At 40.4% G+C, this 18,475-nt stretch carries 14 protein-coding genes; 11 read left to right on the top strand and 3 right to left on the bottom strand.

The window, feature by feature from the left end:
- Positions 1–4 precede the first annotated feature (4 nt).
- The gene (gspC, locus tag FLAVO9R_RS19540; protein WP_159534066.1) at positions 5–943 is read right to left on the bottom strand and encodes a type II secretion system protein GspC; all 939 of its coding nucleotides are present in this window, start codon (positions 941–943) and stop codon (positions 5–7) included.
- A gap of 136 nt (positions 944–1,079) precedes the next feature.
- Between gspC and hslR the strand changes: the two genes are divergently transcribed.
- From hslR to FLAVO9R_RS19495, 9 genes are all read left to right on the top strand, one after another.
- Positions 1,080–1,475, top strand: coding sequence for a ribosome-associated heat shock protein Hsp15 (gene hslR / locus FLAVO9R_RS19535; RefSeq protein WP_013786664.1), 396 nt, complete (start codon positions 1,080–1,082; stop codon positions 1,473–1,475).
- A 27-nt stretch (positions 1,476–1,502) separates the two neighbouring features.
- A complete protein-coding gene (hslO, locus tag FLAVO9R_RS19530) occupies positions 1,503–2,402 on the top strand; it encodes an Hsp33 family molecular chaperone HslO (protein WP_159534064.1) in 900 nt (299 codons plus the stop codon).
- A 275-nt stretch (positions 2,403–2,677) separates the two neighbouring features.
- Positions 2,678–4,240: a phosphoenolpyruvate carboxykinase gene (locus tag FLAVO9R_RS19525; protein WP_159534062.1), complete on the top strand. Its 1,563-nt coding sequence runs from the start codon at positions 2,678–2,680 to the stop codon at positions 4,238–4,240.
- 597 nt (positions 4,241–4,837) lie between these two features.
- A complete protein-coding gene (locus tag FLAVO9R_RS19520) occupies positions 4,838–12,088 on the top strand; it encodes an FG-GAP-like repeat-containing protein (protein WP_159534060.1) in 7,251 nt (2,416 codons plus the stop codon).
- Between the two features lie 2 nt (positions 12,089–12,090).
- Entirely contained in the window at positions 12,091–12,327 is a 237-nt protein-coding gene (locus FLAVO9R_RS19515) for a hypothetical protein (protein WP_159534058.1), read from the top strand.
- A 486-nt stretch (positions 12,328–12,813) separates the two neighbouring features.
- Positions 12,814–13,143: a hypothetical protein gene (locus tag FLAVO9R_RS19510; protein WP_159534056.1), complete on the top strand. Its 330-nt coding sequence runs from the start codon at positions 12,814–12,816 to the stop codon at positions 13,141–13,143.
- Positions 13,144–13,387: 244 nt separating this feature from the next.
- Positions 13,388–14,371 (top strand): transposase, encoded by a 984-nt coding sequence (locus tag FLAVO9R_RS19505; protein WP_159534054.1) that lies wholly within the window; start codon positions 13,388–13,390, stop codon positions 14,369–14,371.
- Between the two features lie 181 nt (positions 14,372–14,552).
- The gene (locus tag FLAVO9R_RS19500; protein ID WP_159534052.1) at positions 14,553–16,040 is read left to right on the top strand and encodes a P-loop ATPase, Sll1717 family; all 1,488 of its coding nucleotides are present in this window, start codon (positions 14,553–14,555) and stop codon (positions 16,038–16,040) included.
- A 121-nt stretch (positions 16,041–16,161) separates the two neighbouring features.
- Positions 16,162–16,482 (top strand): hypothetical protein, encoded by a 321-nt coding sequence (locus FLAVO9R_RS19495; RefSeq protein WP_159534050.1) that lies wholly within the window; start codon positions 16,162–16,164, stop codon positions 16,480–16,482.
- Between the two features lie 286 nt (positions 16,483–16,768).
- Here FLAVO9R_RS19495 and FLAVO9R_RS19490 read toward each other — a convergent pair whose 3' ends face one another.
- Both FLAVO9R_RS19490 and FLAVO9R_RS19485 read right to left on the bottom strand, forming a co-directional pair.
- Positions 16,769–17,086, bottom strand: a complete 318-nt coding sequence (locus FLAVO9R_RS19490) for a hypothetical protein (RefSeq protein ID WP_218396934.1) — start codon at positions 17,084–17,086, stop codon at positions 16,769–16,771.
- A gap of 25 nt (positions 17,087–17,111) precedes the next feature.
- Positions 17,112–17,471, bottom strand: coding sequence for a hypothetical protein (locus FLAVO9R_RS19485; protein ID WP_159534046.1), 360 nt, complete (start codon positions 17,469–17,471; stop codon positions 17,112–17,114).
- A 251-nt stretch (positions 17,472–17,722) separates the two neighbouring features.
- Between FLAVO9R_RS19485 and FLAVO9R_RS19480 the strand changes: the two genes are divergently transcribed.
- Together FLAVO9R_RS19480 and FLAVO9R_RS19475 are read left to right on the top strand one after the other, a co-directional pair.
- A complete protein-coding gene (locus FLAVO9R_RS19480) occupies positions 17,723–18,076 on the top strand; it encodes a hypothetical protein (RefSeq protein ID WP_159534044.1) in 354 nt (117 codons plus the stop codon).
- Positions 18,077–18,101: 25 nt separating this feature from the next.
- The gene (locus tag FLAVO9R_RS19475) at positions 18,102–18,431 is read left to right on the top strand and encodes a hypothetical protein (RefSeq protein ID WP_159534042.1); all 330 of its coding nucleotides are present in this window, start codon (positions 18,102–18,104) and stop codon (positions 18,429–18,431) included.
- The last annotated feature ends 44 nt before the right edge of the window (positions 18,432–18,475 follow it).

The raw sequence follows: 18,475 nt of genomic DNA, 5'->3' as shown, positions 1-18,475 counted from the left end.
ATTCTTATTCTGCTGATGGCTCAGGCAAATCGAGATACAGCGTGACAAAACTGCCATCACGAATGATTGTAAGTTCAATATTCTGAGCATTGCGAAGTTCAGATAGTGCTTCTTGGGATTGCTGCATGTCTGTCAGATCCAATCCGTTAATTTGTGCAATCACATCGCCGGCTTGAAGCCCCGCCGATTTAAATAATGCGGGTTCTTTACCTGGGCTAACTTGATAACCGACAAGCTGACCTTCTTCGGTTTTTGGCGAAATAGAAATGAAGTCGGTAAAGCTTGCTGGACGCTCTCGCAATGAAGCAGTTGCTTCAATGGCTTCTTCACTTAACTGCCTTGTATTGGGTTCGTCTCGTTCATCATGCACTGGCTGTGGACGACGTTTAGCTTGTTGTTGGCGACGTTTATTCGCTTCGTCGTAATCAATGCCATCTAACATCAAGGTTTCGTTTCTAACCCCATTTTTAATGATAACCCTGTCGCGGAATACTTGTTTTAGGGTGGCGTTAGTACCTTCAATTTTTTCACCTAAGCCATACACGGCTTGGCTATTGCGATTTTCAATAATCGCGGTGCTAGAGTCTTCATCCGAACTTGCCACCACACCGGTAAGCGTAAGGTTAAGACGCGTTTCAGGCGCATCGGTAACTGGCGCTTCTTCTACCTTTGCAGGCGCGGCAGCCGCGTTACCAAACAAATTTAATTGTTGTATTTTGCGTATGTTGACCCCACTTTGCCCTGAAGCCGAAGAAGGTATGGGCGCAAAACTCACTGCGGGAGTCGCAGATAATTGAGGTTCAGGTATAATTCGCCATAGTAGCTTGGCGGCAAAGGCTATTAAATATAGGCTCAGCAGCACCACAATTAACGTGTGAAGTTGTTTTTGGTTCTGGTTTACAAAAACAACCAGAGACTGTGGATTGAGTTTATCGAATGTCATGTCGCCACTTGATGGTACTGCTTATTATAAAAGTGAAAATTTGGTTAACCGCGCTTTGTCCGACCCATCATAGCCTAGTCGAGGTGGGGCTCACAACACTAAAGCCGCACCGTTACGAAATTATTACAAAGGTCTTATGGAAACGAACAATACATCACAAAATGTGAGGCTAGACAAGTGGCTATGGGCAGCAAGGTTTTTCAAAACCCGCGCCATTGCCAGAGACATGGTTCAGTCAGGAAAAGTTCACTACAACGGACAGCGCACTAAGCCCGGCAAGAATGTAGAGCTTGGTGCAGTGATAAAAGTTCCCTCAGGTTGGGATAACCGTGACGTTATTGTTCGAGGACTCAGTGATAAACGACTTAGCGCAGCACTTGCTCAAGACTTATATGAAGAAACTGAAACAAGTGTAACAAAACGTGAAGAAAACCAAGTTGCACGAAAATTGAACGCTTTTCATAGTCCTAAGCCAGAACATCGGCCAGATAAAAAACAGCGCAGACAAATTATTAAATTTAAGCAGCAGTAGAAGTACGCTGCCTAACAGGACAAGTTTATGAGTGATTTTGATAAATTACATCGATTTTTATTTACCCAAGCGAACGTTCGCGGCGAATTAGTTCGTTTAGATGAAAGCCTAAAGCAAATTGTGCACAGCTACGAATACCCCGTACAAATTCAGCGTTTGTTGGGGCAGTTGGCAGCGGCAACGTCGTTACTTACGGCTACGCTTAAATTTAAAGGCGAAATTGCCCTACAAATCCAAAGTAAAGGGCCTGTAAGTTACGCGGTTATTAATGCCACCCATGAACAAACATTTCGTGGCGTTGCCCGCTGGGATGAAAGCCTAGAAACGCTGCCAGAAGCATTTGATGAGTTACTTACCGAAGCGGTGTTGGTGATGACCATCACTCCTGATGAAGGCGAGCGTTATCAAGGTATTGTGGCATTAGATAAGCCAACATTAGCTGAGTGTTTAGAAGAATACTTCGCTCAGTCTGAACAGTTAGCCACTCGCGTGCACTTAATGACTGACTTGCAAGATGAAAACAATGCCAGAGCGGCGGGTATGCTGCTTCAAGTATTACCAACAGATGCCAGCGCCACTGACATCACCCAAGCAACAGGGTTTGATCATATTGCTACGTTAACCGAAACGTTAACGGAAAAAGAAATGTTCTCGTTGTCGGTTGAAGACATTCTTTATCGTTTGTATCACCAAGAAGAAGTGGAAGTATACCCTGCGAAAGCGGTTAGTTTTGCGTGTACGTGTTCTAAAGAACGTAGCGCAGAAGCACTTCGTAATATCGATAAAGCTGAGCTTTTATCGATAGTGAAAGAAGATGGCGACATTAAAATGAATTGTCAGTACTGCCATGCAGAATATCGTTTCGATAGCATTGATATTGAGGCGATTCACAATGGTAATGCACCCTCACCTGATACTAATCAATAAGGGTACACTCCCGCCCCTAAAATAAGAAAACCTCTTAATTCACTTTCCCTTTACAGCATATGTTGTAAGGGGACGTTGATAAAAAACCACATATCCCGTTTTGTATCCCTCCTCAAAATAAAAAATGTAATTTTATTACGTTTTTTTCGAAAGTTGATCCAGATTAATAATCAGTATTCTTTATAGAAATAACGCTATGCCCTTATTTACTTTAGACTCAGTTAAATGATACTTTTTGAAAGTGCTATTGAAAGATTACATTAAGGGTTACGGTTATGAGTGTGGCAGCGTCTTTAAAAACGGATTTAAAAATCTCTCCATTGGTTGATTTGCCTAGCGCCGAATTAATCGAACGCGCGATTAAGCGGGGCGAGGGTGTGTTAGATACTAACGGGGCTTTGGTCGTTGAAACCGGCGAAAGAACTGGTCGCTCACCAAATGATAGGTTCATCGTAAAAGAGCCTTCCACTGAGAATGAAATCGATTGGGGCAAGGTTAATAAGCCATTTGATGCTACTAAATTCGATGCCTTGTGGAACAAAGTAGAGGCCTACCTAAATACTCAAGAGCATTTTCTATCTCACCTTCAAGTGGGCTCAGATCCTGCGCATGCACTCCCTTTAGAAGTAAGAACGCAAACTGCGTGGCAGCACGTTTTTGCGCGTAATCTTTTTATCGTGCCAGACAAATGGAACGTCAATAACGAAAGCCCGTGGCAAGTATTAAATGTTCCTGGGTTCGTGTGTGACCCAGAGCGTGACGGCACCCACAGTGATGGCGTGGTAGTGATTAATTTTGCTAAAAAACGTGTGCTTATTGCCGGCATGAGATACGCCGGTGAAATGAAAAAAGCCATGTTCTCGGTTCAGAATTTCTTACTTCCTGCGAAAGACATATTACCCATGCACTGCTCTGCCAACGTAGGCGAGCAAGGCGATGTCACTTTGTTCTTTGGTTTATCGGGTACAGGTAAAACCACGTTATCTGCCGATCCTAAACGCTTTTTAATTGGCGATGATGAACACGGTTGGGGCGAAGGCAGTGTGTTTAATATTGAGGGCGGCTGCTACGCAAAATGTGTCGACCTTTCGCAAAAGAACGAACCGGTTATTTGGGACGCCATTAAGTTTGGCACTATTTTAGAAAACGTTGTGCTAGACGATACTCGCACCCCAGATTACAAAGATACGTCGCTAACCCAAAATTCACGGGCGGCTTATCCATTAAGCCACATTGAAAAGCGGGTTGAAGCAAACCGTGGCGGCGAGCCTCGCTCTGTCGTATTTTTAACCTGTGATGTAAGTGGTGTGTTACCGCCTGTATCAGTACTAAGTGAAGAAGCGGCGGCCTATCATTTCTTAAGTGGCTACACGGCAAAAGTGGGCTCAACAGAAATTGGTTCAACCTCTGATATTGAATCGACATTCTCTACCTGCTTTGGCGCACCCTTCTTCCCACGCCCAGCAGGCGTTTATGCCGAGTTATTAATTAAACGGGTTAAAGCGTTTAATGCCAAAGTGTACTTGGTGAATACCGGTTGGACTGGCGGGCCTTATGGTACAGGTCAGCGTTTCGACATTCCTACTACCCGCGCCATTATCGATGCCATTGTATCGGGTGATTTAGCCAATGTTGAAACCCAACATGTTGAAGGCTTAAACCTTGATGTGCCTGTTGCAGTATCGGGCGTTGACGATAATTTATTAGTGCCTAAGCAAACCTGGAATGATGCAGGAAAATACGAAGAATACGCACAGAACCTAGTCAATAGCTTTAAGCAGAATTTTGAGAAATACGATGTTAGTGACGCCATTGTTAAGGCGGGCCCTAGCTTCTAATTCTTGCTGCGTTTTTTTAGGGCGCAGTTAGATGTTAGGGGAGGCAACCCTTCCCTTCCCAACCTTCATCACACTCAACGTGATTGATGTTTTGCCCGCGCTTAGCCGCGGGCTTTTTTCGTTTGGTCGTAAATGAGTGTAAATGATATTGACTAAAACAAAAATTTGATGTTGATAAAATGTGCTGATATATTCATCTTTTATTCAGGGAAGAACAAAAATGTTTTTAAAAAAGCTCCTCTTTATTTGGTGCGTTGTATTTTCTTTATCTGTGCAAGGTAATCAGCTCACAGATGAAACGACCATAAAATTTCTTGAGAGCTGGACTACTACCTCAGGTGATTTGTACGTTAAAACAAATGAAAGCTCGGTCGCCAATCCCGCTTCTTGCTCTAATTCGAGTGTCTATGTTCTCCCCAAAAATGCCCCAGAAATAACTCAAAGTATGTTGTTAGCGTCTATACACGCAAACTCAACCTTGAAACTGACAATTTATGGTGGTGGCTGCTATTACAATCGTCCTCAGATCGTGGCTGTTAAAATCATAAATTAATAATCAAAATTAAATAAAACCAAACTTACTATCAGGAATTCGGGATGAGTAGCAACTACCTGTTGAAAATGTGTTTAATATTAGCGTTGGGCGCAATGTTAATGTCTCCTAATATCTATAGCTCAACATGGGTACCAATTAGAGTTGGAGATATAACAACATTTACGCCATTGCCTAAGCTAGAATCATTTGATTATGGTAAGTTTCAGCAAGGTACGTCCATTTCGGTGAATGTAGGCTCAACAGACAGTACACAAGCATATTATTTCAGAACCATCGATACTCAAACAGGGTCGCTCGGTGCATGGCAATGTTCTACGGCACAAGCGGTTGCCGCTCAGAATAATAGCGTTATAGCAACTACTAATCAGGAAGGCCACTTTAAGGTAGAGGTTTCGGCCTGTATGACAGGAAACGGATGCGATGTGCAAGCATATACTTCCGGTGCGCTGGCTTGTTCTGAAACCGTTGCATCTGCTTCTGTTGAGGTGATGGATACCGGCGTGGTGACCACTCCATCCACAACGAATTCTACATATCAGTATGTTGCTACAACGGGGGCTGAGTTCAGAGTGAACGAATTAGGTGCAGCAACATACCAAGTCCCATTTCAGATTCCTCAAGGTACGGCTGGTGTTCAACCTAGTTTAGGCATTTCTTATTCAAGTAGTGGTGGTGATGGCATCGCTGGTAAGGGGTGGAATATATCTGGAGCATCAGCAATCACCAGATGCCCAAAGAACTTTGCTCAAGATGGGGCTATTGCAGGCGTTCGTTTTACTAAAGGTGATAGGTTGTGTTTAGATGGACAAAGGCTCATAACCAATAAGTCGTTGAACACTAGCATATCCGATTTATCTGAAATTAAACAATTAACATCGGATAAAGGGGTAAGTGACGGCTCTTATTGGTCAACAGACGCCCGCTTTCATACAGAATCAGATTCTTTTAGTTATATTACTCCCCATTACGATTCTGCGGGTAGCTATTTGAAAGCGTTTACTGTGGAAACTAAGTCGGGTGAAATTCACTACTACGGTTTGCTTAACCACGTTACAGGTAATTCCAAATTAAACAATGCTCAGTTAAGAACCAGCTTTAAAAATAGGGATGGAGTTGTTGAGAATGGTACTGATAGTTTTGTTCAGCTAGCCACAAATGCAAATAGAGCCCGGATATGGGCGATAAAGGCTATCAAAGATGTAAAAGGCAACTATATACTTTTTAGGTACGGAGAAAATGTTACTAAAGGCCAACATTATTTAGAGGAAATTCAATACACAGGCAACGCTTCGCATGGTGTGAACCCTTACAACCGCGTAGATTACAGGTATAAAACTAATCCTAAACCATCGGTCGGCTGGATTACTGCAAACCCTGTATCAAATGACAAGTTGCTAGATAAAGTGGTTATCTTTGCAGATTCATCTGAGTTTAGAACTTATAAATTTAGTTATCATACTTCGCCCTATTTGGATGAAGCGAATAATCTTGAAAAGATTACTGAGTGCGTCGGCAGTTCATGCCTTAAACCATTAACGTTTAAGTGGCAGAAAAAAGCTGAAATTACATCTTCTACTGTAAATAGCGCTTTTAAGCCTTTTAGCTCATCTGGCACAAAGGTGACTAATACATCTAACTATAGTAAAGCGAGAGTTTTCGATATTAATGGTGATGGGTACTCAGATATTGTGTATGTAAGGGGGTCTTCCTGGAAAGCTAAGTTAGGGCCAAGCTACAATACAGAAACGCACCTATACGCAGGCTCCACTGGTAAAGCTGAATACGCACAAGTGCTAGACTATAACGGAGATGGTGTCTTAGATCTCTTGGTTGCTCAATCTGCCACTAGCAATTGGATAGTAGTTTCCTACGACCGAGAATTTAAAGCGGTACAAAATCAATGCCGTTATGGAAGTAGAACCCCAAACTGTAACTATAACGCAACCGTTAATTACAATAATACAAACAGAAAAGCGATAGGGCTTGAGGGCGCGGCTCAAATTCTTGATATTGATGGCGATACGTTAGGCGACATCGTTTTTGGTCAAAACAATGCAATAAAATACTATAGAAACCAAGGCGACGGTACTTTTAGCGAAGCTAAAACAGCAATTTCAATTAGTTCTCAGGCAGGCGATTTAGGTTTCAATCGTATTGCTTACCGTCACACTGCAACAATGAAAAATGCTTCTGCAATGGACATTAATGGAGATGGGCGCTCTGATTTGATATTTCATGAGCAACATAACAGTGGTTATTGTGAAGGTGCTAATTATCAAGAAATGGGTGATTGTGAATATGAGGGGGGAGTATGGCAACACGAATCAAGTCACTACTGGAAGTTATTCGTAGCGAACGGCGATGGAACGTTTACAGAGAAACAAGTGTTAAGTGAAAGTGCGGAATTAGATTACCACGTTGCTGATTTAAATGGCGATGGTCTAAGTGATATTGTCATAAGAACCGCATCCAGTTGGATGTATAGGTTATCTAACGGAAATGTATTCTTAGGGCTACGCGAGTTAAAAACGACCGCAGGCGCTAAATTCGGAATAGATAGGGATGATAAGCATCTCGCGATGTTTCTTGATGTATCTCAAGATGGAAAAACCGATATTCTTGTACCTAACTCAACAGGTACCCAGTGGAAAATATTATTCACCCGCGTCTATCCAGGTGACCCTACTAAAATTACAGCGGACTATCGCGGACTATTTAATTTTGATGAAAATAGAACCATTCAATTTGGCGATGCTAATGGTGATGGTAAATTAGACTTGTTCCAAAGTAACGGCAACTGGTATGTACATTATGCTGGAATGTCGGGACGACCTGAAAATGTTATTACAGAGTTTACGTCCCCTTTCGGTGTTAAAACTACGGTCAAATATGGTTATATAACTCAACCTTCTATTTATTTTAATGATGCTTCTTCTGAATGGGCTACAGATGGTAACCCCGACAAAGACTACTTTGCTCCCCAATCAGGCTTTTCTGTAGTTTCAACTGTCTCTACTCAAACGAATACGTCAGATACTAACTCTGTCCTATACGAATATGGTGGATTACTAGTTCATAAAAATGGTCGTGGAATGATGGGCTTTGAACGCCTGAGAACACGAGATCTACAAACTTGTGGTACTGAGACTATTGAACCTTCTATACCCAAATACGAAGATGGGTACTACGATTACGGTGGGACTGTTCAAGTAGCGGATAGTGCGACTTGTATGACCACAGAAACACAATATCATCAACGTTACCCGTTTACAGGAATGCCAAAATCTACGGTACAAACATTAGGTATTGGTGATAACTCAATTCTGATTTCTGAGGCCAATAATACAGCAGACGTTAAATTAACCGCTAACGGCGGGGTGTTTGCTTATATTAAAAGCTCAAAAGAGACGTCATACAGTTTGAACAGCGCGTTTTCGTCATCCTCAAAACAATCAGTTGTAGATTCTGAGTTTAGTTACGACAGCTACGGAAATCAGCTAACTTCTCAAATTTACGAGCGTCATCCGACTAATCCAAGTAAATATTATCGGTCAACGAAAGTAACAAACACGTACGGTACATCGGTTAAGTACAAAACATTTGGGCGCCTAAGTGATTCATCGGTTGTCAAAACTCTCTATCACAACGGAAGCGCTGTAGAGCATGCGCCAAACGATAAAACGGTTAATCGATCGTCGAAGTTTGAGTATTATTCTGACTCATTGATGATTAAAAAAGAGATTGTGAGTCCTACCAATAATAGTCATAAATTAGTGACGACGAATGAATATGATAAATTCGGTAACAAAACTAAGGTGTCAACCGTAGGTGCTTCTGGTAAAAGTGGTACGTTGTCTCAAACAAGAAGCGCGGCTACAGCCTATGATGGTAGGGGGCAATACACAATAAGCTCAACGGATTCATTGGGCTATAAAACCATAACATCAGTTGCAGGAAATGGCGGCGGAAGCAAAGGAAGAATATCATCGATTACTTCTACCAGTCCAAATGGTACAACATCGAAAGTGTATTTTGATAATTTTGGTGGTAAAAAAGAAACTAGAATTACGGCAGGAGGCGCTAATGATCCAACCATTATCAGCCGTCAATATCCAGCCTATTGTGCAACCTCAGGCGTCGATTGCTACACCAGCAGCTTATTTCCAACAGCTTACTATCGCATAATAAGCGTTTCCCCAGGAAAACCTGAAAGTCAGGCGTTTTTTGATAAATGGGGTCGGCAGGTAGGGTCTAGAACTCAGGCTTTCAAAGCTGGTGACTGGACCGTTACTGTTACAGAGTATGACAGCAACGGTAACCCTTCAAAAACCTACGAGCCCAAGCTAAATGCAAAATCATCCTATTTCACGTCATACGAATACGACAGGCTTAAGCGCGTTGCAAAAGAAGTTAAGCCAAGAGGGACGGTAACTCGAACCTATAGCGGGAACACCGTAAAGACAGTTAACGAAAAGAACTTAATTCATAAAGAGATTCGAAGCTATTTAGGGCATATCGAAACGGTAACGTCAGGTTATGTTAGTAGCAATGGGAGCGATGTACAGACCTCTAAGTTATATTATAGGCATTCAGCAAATGGCGACTTGTTGTGGGTAAATGTTTATTCAAATAATACTTATAGTCATCGACAAGTAACCAACAGATATAATGATTTGGGCCAGAAAATATCCATGACTGATTTGGATAAAGGGAGCTGGTCTTACGCTTACAATGCATTTGGCGAGTTGGTAGAACAAAAGAATAGCAGCAACCAAGTCACTAGTTTTGTATATGATAAAGCTGGCAGAAAAAAGAGTCGAAAAGACAGCGACGGTTTTACTCATTGGCTGTACGACTCAGGCGCTTTCGCAAAAGGTAAATTACATGAAGTTGCCTACTTTAAGGGCAAGTCATCGGCCTCGGGCACGCCTACACATAGGGAAAGGCCAACTTACAGAAGTATGGGGCTAGTTGCTGCAAACGATGTATTAATAGATGGAGAGAGCTTCAGAACTGAGTTTGGCTACGATAAGTTAAATCGTCTTTATTACACTCAATACCCAGCAAATAACTTCACAATTAAGCAAACTTATACCGCGTTGGGTTTCCCATCTAAGACTATTAATGCAACGCCCGGCCATCGTGAATACGGAAAAGTCTATCAAGAAGTGACCCAAGTTAATCATCGTGGGCAAGTAAACCAAGTGAAGTATGGTAATGGAGTTACCGAAAACAAATCATACGAGTCGGATACAGGGTGGTTAAGTACACTTGACATTCAAAAAGGGACAAATTACGCAAACCCCTATCATAGCCTAATTTATTCATATGATGACCTTGGAAATTTAGAAACAAGAGACCATGCTTTTGCGTCTTCAAGTGCAACAGACTTTACTGAAAGCTTTGGGTACGATGAGCAAAACCGCCTAAAATACAGAGACCGGAAAGTTAATGGCTCTACACAAAGGCAAAATTATACCTACGATCGCCTAGGTAACTTTAAGAAAAAAGATGGACTGGGATATTACTTCTATAATGGTGCGAAAAAGAACAGGCTAGAATACGTTTACAGCGGTGCCAATAAATCGGGAACACGTTTGTATGCCTTTAGTTACGACAATAGAGGTAACATAAAAACAGATGGCAATAGAACGTTTAATTATACTGCTTTCGACAAACCATACAAAATAAGTAAAGGTAGCAGCGCTACCACCGAATTTTGGTATGGACATGACAGAAGTTTATACCGTCAAAAATTGACGAAATCGGGTAAAGTAACCGATACACTTTATGTGAAAGGCCTGTACGAACGCACTAAATTACCCAATGGTGTGACAGAGCATAAATACAATGTCGGTTCAGTTATTGTTACTGACAGAAGTAACGGTTCGAAAGAAACACTATATCTGCATAAAGATAATCTAGGCTCAACGGTGTCGATTACTAATGCTGGCGGAAATATTGTGCAGCATTTCTCATACGACCCATGGGGTAAGCAAACGGCATTCGGTAGCCATAGTATATTCAATACGTATTCAACACCGGGTGATAGTCACGGCTACACTGGCCATAAAATGATGAATGATATTGGTATTATTCATATGAATGGTCGGATCTACGATCCTACTTTGGGTCGATTCCTGCAGGCTGATCCGCATATTCAGGCGCCTAAAAACTCTCAGAGTTATAACCGATATAGCTATGTGCTGAATAATCCGTTGAGTTATACTGACCCAAGTGGATATTTCTTTAATAAACTGTTCAAAAAACTTAATAAAGCATTAGGTAAATTTGCTCCATTTGTTGGGATCGCCATGATGTTTATACCCGGAGCACAAGGTTTCGGAGCAACCTTACTCAAAGGTTTTATTGCTGGAGGTATAGCTACAGGCAGTCTCAAAGGAGCCTTAGTTGGGGCATTTAGTGCGGGGGTATTTTACGGAATAGGAAATGCGTTCAGCCAAGCTAACTGTAGTAGTTGTTATACAACTAGTGCTAGCGGAGGATTAACAAATGCACTTACAACAGGAGCGAGGATCGCTAAAGTAGCCGCACATGCTATGGCAGGAGGAGTGATGAGTGTTTTGAATGGCGGTAAGTTTGGACATGGCTTCGCTGCTGCTGGTTTAACACAAGCTATGGCTGGCTCTATTGATCAAATTGGGCCAGAAGTAAATGGAGTTAGGCATAGTGATTGGTATAACACTGCCAATAGAATTAAGCGTATAGTCACAAGTGCAGTCGTTGGTGGGACAGCTTCATCAATAACAGGTGGTAAGTTTGCAAATGGTGCTGTAACAGGCGCATTTTCTAGAGGATTCAATGATGAAGCTCATCACCAGCAAGGACAAGAAGGGTTTGGGAAATTTATGTGGAATCGTTTGCTAAGTGGACAGGTTCGAGATGATATATTCTCATATTTTGGTGGAATGTATGATGGTGCGTCATCAGTATTTAGAGGTTCATATAGGTTTGGATATCAAGCGGCTAGGGAATTCGATTCAAATATATATGTACAAAGTATGACGAATATGGAATCTAGAGCAATGTACTCGGCAGTGAGTCTTTATGCTACAAATGGGGATGCAAGGGGCTATGCGAACCAAGCCTTAGTGAACCATGTAACCTCTAGCCCTCATAATATGGGGTATGCTGTCGGAAGATTTGTTACTGGTACTCTTTCCGGCTTAGGGATTGTTGCTATAGCAGGAGATAGTATGCATTATACCCATCAAGCGGGCCAAGAAGTGACAGCACAAGGTTTATCTATTAGCGGTATTTTGGGACAGTAATTGTGGAACTATTAAAAGAAAATAAAGCACAACGCATTTTTATGCTTTTAACTTGTATTGTTGTATTTACTTATTTGTTTGTGGAATGGACTGTTTTTTATGTCGGAGTATTGTTTATTGGCTTTTCGGTATATTCCTTTTTTAAAAATAGTAATAAAAACTTAGGAGTTATAAGCTCAATAATAGCAATTTCTAGCTTATTAGCTGTTTGCATTGGTGGGATAATGATGTCTATGTAGGCATAGCTTAATGTTTTAATTTCAAACTTAGTTCAACGGCAAGTTACCCGAAGGTTTGGCTTCTTTGGGAGCAACCAAAAGGCGCAGCCAACAAGCAAACGAAAGCCAGCGGGAGCTGGTTTTCTTTTATCTGGTGTTTGGGTTTGGCGCTTCGCTTCCTTTGGGTTGGTGCCAAAGCTAATGGGCTAAAAGAGGCGATGAGCTGTTTAGTGCGCGGATCTGCTCTGGTGAAAATCCGTGCCGAAGCATTTCGAAATCGTCTAAATCGATAACAGCTCGTTTTCCGCGTCCCTTGAGAACGTAGCAAGAGTTGCTTGCTGTTATTATCTGCTGTAATTAAATAGGACACCCACCTTAACTGGCCCAAGGTTCAATTAAGTGGTTGGTTAAAATAGTCCAAAATAGCGGTCATCAAAGTTTATATGGTGGCCGTCGAATTAAATAGAATATCCACTATAACTGGCCATAAAATAATAAGGAATAATTATGAAGTTAGTGTTAATTTTTTTTGCAATAATTTTTGCTTTTAAAGCTGATGCGAAATGTAGTCAGAATAGTTGTGATACTAATATTTCCCGGCTCTACCTTACTAGCCTTTCTGATGGCCGTGTGTTTGTTGAACCAAGCGATGTTGCATCAGAAGTAATTAACTGCGAAATGGCAGAAGGGAAATTTTTTACTCTTTATAAGTCACACCCTTTATTTCGCGAGGTATATTCAACCTTACTAGCAGCTAAAATTTCCAATCGCAGCGTTAGATTAAGAATTTTAGAAAATACTTCGGGCTGTAAATTGGCATATATCTGGTTGATGTGAATATCAGAATTAACGAAATAGGACACCCACAATAATTGTCCTAGGGTTCAATTACGTTAAGTTGGATTAGCAGTCAAAATAGCGGTCACTGATAGCATATATGTGTCCGCTATGCCTTTACCAAGAAGCTCTCAAAAAACTAAATCAACTAATAGGACACCCACTAAACTGGCCCAAGGTTCAATTACGTGTTTAGTTAAAATAAGCCAAAATAGCGGCCAGCAAAGTTTGCATGGTGGTCGTTATGCCTAGAGCCAGAAATTCTCAAATTAGCCTGTCAGATACCCCCTACTATCACTGCGTATCACGCTGTGTACGCCGTGCATTTTTATGTGGTGAAGATAAGCTTACAAGCCGAAGTTATGAGCATCGTCGCCAATGGGTTGAAGATAGAATTCACTACCTTACTGAAGTATTTTCCATTGATGTATGTGCCTATGCAGTTATGAGCAATCATACGCATTTAGTGCTACATGTTGATTCAGAAAAGGCAAAAGTAATGTCTTCTGAGGAAGTGGTTACTAAGTGGCACAAAGTGTTTAACGGCACGCTGTTAACACGCCAGTATCTGGTTGAGGAAAGGCGAGAGCGCATGCGAGAAGCACAACTAAAAGCCATTGAGGCAACGATAGCGATATGGAGAAAGCGCTTATGTGATATTAGCTGGTTTATGCGTTGCTTGAATGAATACATAGCACGGCAAGCAAATAAAGAAGACCAATGTACAGGTAGATTTTGGGAAGGCCGATTTAAATCTCAAGCGCTACTTGATGAAGCAGCATTAATGGCGTGTATGACTTATGTCGATTTAAATCCTGTTAGAGCAAAGATGGCTAGTACACCTGAAAACTCTAACCATACCAGTATTCAATATCGACTCAATGCCGCGAAACGCAGGGTAGCCCCTAAGTACCTTATGCCGTTTGTAGGTAACCCAAGAAAAGATATACCCAAAGGATTGCCATTCTTGATGATGGATTATGTTCAGTTAGTCGACTTAACCGGTAGGCAAGTACGCGAAGATAAAAGAGGTGCGATAGCGGATACTGAACCGCCTATTTTAGTTCGTTTAGGATTAACTGCAGCGCATTGGTATGAATTGACAACAACGTTCGAACGTTGTTTTTCAAGCGCCGCAGGAAAACTGGAATACCTTGAAAAATATTGTAAAAGCCAATGTATGCAGCGGGTGTCTAGCCGGGCAATTGCTATTAGGTTGTTTGCATAGGATTTAGTTATTGATTAAAAGTGATTACTGGCGGATAAAATTTGACCAAATAACAACGGTTAGCTTACATTATTGTTATACAATTTTTGGAAGCTAATTAAATGGAATTTAGCCAAGCTTATATTGATAAAGCGTCTTACTCATGAGCAGAGTAACGCTGAGAAAAGTATTCGGAAATGAAATGGCTCAAGAAGACCCCAATTTCCTTGAGTACGCGCTAATCAGAAATGAGTATCTAACACCTTTATCAGATATAGATTCGAAGGTAATTATTCTAAATGCCGCTAGAGGTTCTGGTAAAAGTGGTTTACTCATATCCCTTTCAGAAAATCTCAACAAACAGAAAGATACTGTAGTAATAAACCAAGACTATAGAGATATGACGTTTCCTAGGGGAGAGCTGTCTGTCAATGAAGCTATAAATTATTGGAAAAATACAATTTTATCAAAAGTAGTATCTCATATTGGTCAAAACAAAGGTTGGGCGATGTTAGATGATAATATTACTGCTGTAGAGTTAGCTGAAAGTTTAGGTGTGAAAAATAAGAACCTACTTACTACTATTCTCGATAGACTAAAATTTAAAGGTAGTCCTGTAGAGAAATGTGATTTTGACGGTAATATTCCGATTGAAAAAATGTCTAGGATTGTCGCCACGTCTGAAAATAAATATTGGCTGCTCTTGGATGAAATGGATGATATTTACGACAATGGTGATGAAATAAATTTGTTGATTGGACTATTGCAGGCAGTGGCTTATCTGGCTGTAAGATTAGAAAATGTCTGGATTCGGGTAACAATACGACCCCATATTTTAACCAGTCTTAGAGTTTCTAATGGAACGATTCAAAAGTTAAACGAGCACGAATTATCTCTGTCGTGGAGCAAAGAGCAGCTAATAGAAGTTATAGCAAAAAGGCTGGATTTCTATCAGAAGAAATGTTCCTCAGAAAATCAGTTCCTACTTGATTTAGCCATGGTTGATGCAAATAAACAAAAAGAAAGTGAGAAGACCCGTTTAATATCAAATTATTTTGAAGACTTTGATATGAGTTTTTCTGAAGAATCGACGTCAGGTTATCGGGCATTTGCTACTTTGTGCTTTTATCGTCCCAGATGGTTAATTGAGTTTTGTAAAGAAGTTAGAAAGATTACCTCTGAGGGTAAGAAAAGTAACTTGTATCACTATAAAAGAGCATTCGTTCCTTTCGGGAATAGACGTATTCAATTCATTTCGGGTGAATTTAATAAAACAATCCCTTACATAGAGGCGGCCATGAATGCTTTGATTGCCGTTGGTGTTTCAGGTTTCGGAAAATCCAAAAAACTTAGGTCTGTTATAATTAATCAAATTATTAAAACTAACATTGTTGAAGCACCGGAGAATGCACATCAAAGAGTTGCATTAGAAATTGCAAAAAATATGTATAGAACCGAATTTTTAAGAGGGAAGTCGAAAATATCTGGTGCAGGTGGCTATCACAGGTTTTACTACTTTGTAGATAGGCCTGACTTATTGAGTTCTTGGCAACAAGAGGCGGATATCCTCTGGGAGATACATCCTACATTCCAGCGAGCTTTCAATTTGATTGATAGTCAAACGTATAAAGTTTCTGAAGACGTAAAGCTAGTAGGTAAGAAAATACAGGGCGAAGAAGGTGTATTTTAATAGTCTTGGGGGAATCTAGTTAAATGGGTCTTTATTTTACTTTAAATGACGAATGAAAATGTGTACTTGAATTAAATTTTATTAATTTAATTGTACGGAATAAATTTAAAAAGGAATTAATATGAAGAAAACTTTATTGGCAGGTGTTATTTTTCTTATCTGCCCACTTGAGGGGATGGGTGCTTGGTCTGGTAAGCATTCCATAAAGTCAGTTAAAGCGACAAGCGGGGGCGTGGAAGTTGTTCTTTCTGGGTTTACCAATAATAGCACAGAGGTCGTTTGTACTCACAACTCGTTTGTTATTGGCAATAGTAATTCAAATTACCAAGTTAAAACGTCATTTGTATTATCTGCATATATGGCGAAAGAGCCAATTAATATAAGTTACTACAGTTGTCGTTCAAACGGTCAAATCGAAGCTAGTTCTATATTGTTTCAGTAAATTAAAGGCGCTAGATTTCTTAGTGATTTTAAGTGGATTATCATATAAGGAACTTAGTGATCGCGTATCTGAATTAGTATCTAGGCACACAGATAGGTGAACCAGATAAGGCTGCATCGGATGAATCCAGCAATGCTGCCAACCCTGCCCCATTTCAAGCAATAATCAATATTGCAACGTTGGTTGAAAGTAGTTTGTTACTATAGTGTCAGATTTTGCTCAAGACTTCATAGAGTGGTAGCAGTTAACTAAAGAAGCTTCGCTACTCTCTACTAAGCTTCCAGTACTAATATATCGTTATGTCCTTTGCGCTCGCAGTATCTCGCCAAGGTGAATCACTACACTCTACGTATCTAGCTACAATTTTTCTTTTAGAAAGCATAGCAGCTGTTGTAATAGCAGTTACTTCGTCAATGTTTGGTATGCTAGTTGATATCTTGATTAAGCTGCCATTACAACCGTTCTTTTTTTCCTTTAAAGTAACGACAAGTGCCCAGTTGGTTGTGCGTATGCTTGAAATTTCACTTTGTTGGCTATCTATAGAATAAGCAAGTGGTGTAACCAAAGTGCCAATTAAAGCTATTAATAGAGCTCGTTTTATCATCATAATTCCTTTTAGTTGTTAATATCTAATAGTTGCGTAGTGCCATTGTCATTGGCCTTGGGTACCGAGTAGCTCCTTGGGTTACACAAGAGTCATTGTCTAGCCACATATATATCTTTTTGTTGGTGGTAAAAGCGGTTAAGGCAATTGTCATGAAATGATCAAAGTTGTTGTCATCCTTAGGAATAACAATTTCTTTTTCTTTGCCCGAGGTTACGCACGTAGAGCTGTGCTGTTCATTTACCAATTTGATTCTTAAATTATCCCAAGATGTAATTTCGACTAGTTCAATATTTTGATCTCCAGTGCCTGAGCCGGCAGAGAAGCAGTTTAAGGAAAAAGCTAAAGTCGAAATTAATAAAGTTATCCTCATAGTACTTTCCATAATGGTTTGTTTCCATAAAAATGTAATATAAGAAAATAATAGCTCCTCGTCTAGAGAACTATTATCGTACAGATATTATTCCAAAAATAGGTAATAGGTTTGGAAATCAACATGTATTACCTTAGATATTTGAATTGATTTTATTGATACTATATATTGTTAGTGAGGATGAGTTTTCTTCAGGTACGCTTAAGAATATTTAGAGGAAACCATTTTGAATGGTTTTTATTTTATTGTAAGAAAGGAAGCTTATGAAATTAAAAATGATTTTGAACATCACTACGTTCATTATGCTTATTCTTGCAGCCAACATGGCAAACGCCGGTGTAAACTGTGACCGTGGAACAATTAAAAGTGTTTACTTTACTTTTCCAAAAAATGGTGAAGGTCAAGTGAACATTTATTTCAACGATGGTAAGGGTGGGATTTGGAAAAAAGTTCCACACCACACAACGAATGAAGGCCTAGATAGGTTATTTAGTGCTGCAATTTCGTATAAAGTAGCCAATGAAAGAGTGACGGTACGTTATCCAAATTTAGCGTCATGTAACGACATATCTTCATCGGAGACCGATGCTACTGTTACAGCAATATGGTTGAACTAAATATTAAGTAAGGAAAACTGAAGTTATGAGAAATTTATTTATATTGCTTTTATTGGTGGTATCTCCATACGCGCTAGCAGCAAAAGCGAACTCATTCAAAGTTGATCAAGTGAGGGTGGATAGAAATGGTAAAGGCTACGTTCAATTTGTGAATAACTTGGTCGAATCAAGGCCTTCCTGCTCAACACACCTCAAACAGTTGGCTTTCGATGTTAATACCCCAGGTGGGCAAGCAATCTTTTCTTTGGCGCTAGCTGCTAAAGCATCAAACAAAAAAATATGGGCGGTAGGTACTGGCACATGTGATGTATATGGTGTGGTAGAGTCTTGGTCGTGGGGAGTTATCAGAGATTAAACCAAAGAATGTTTTGCCCGCGCTTAGCCGCGGGCTTTTTTCGT

This window comes from Alteromonas sp. 38, from assembly GCF_902506055.1.
Taxonomy (GTDB): Bacteria; Pseudomonadota; Gammaproteobacteria; order Enterobacterales; family Alteromonadaceae; genus Alteromonas; species Alteromonas lipotrueae.
The sequence above is the reverse complement of the archived record's forward strand: the minus strand, read 5'-3'. Positions and strand labels throughout refer to the sequence as shown.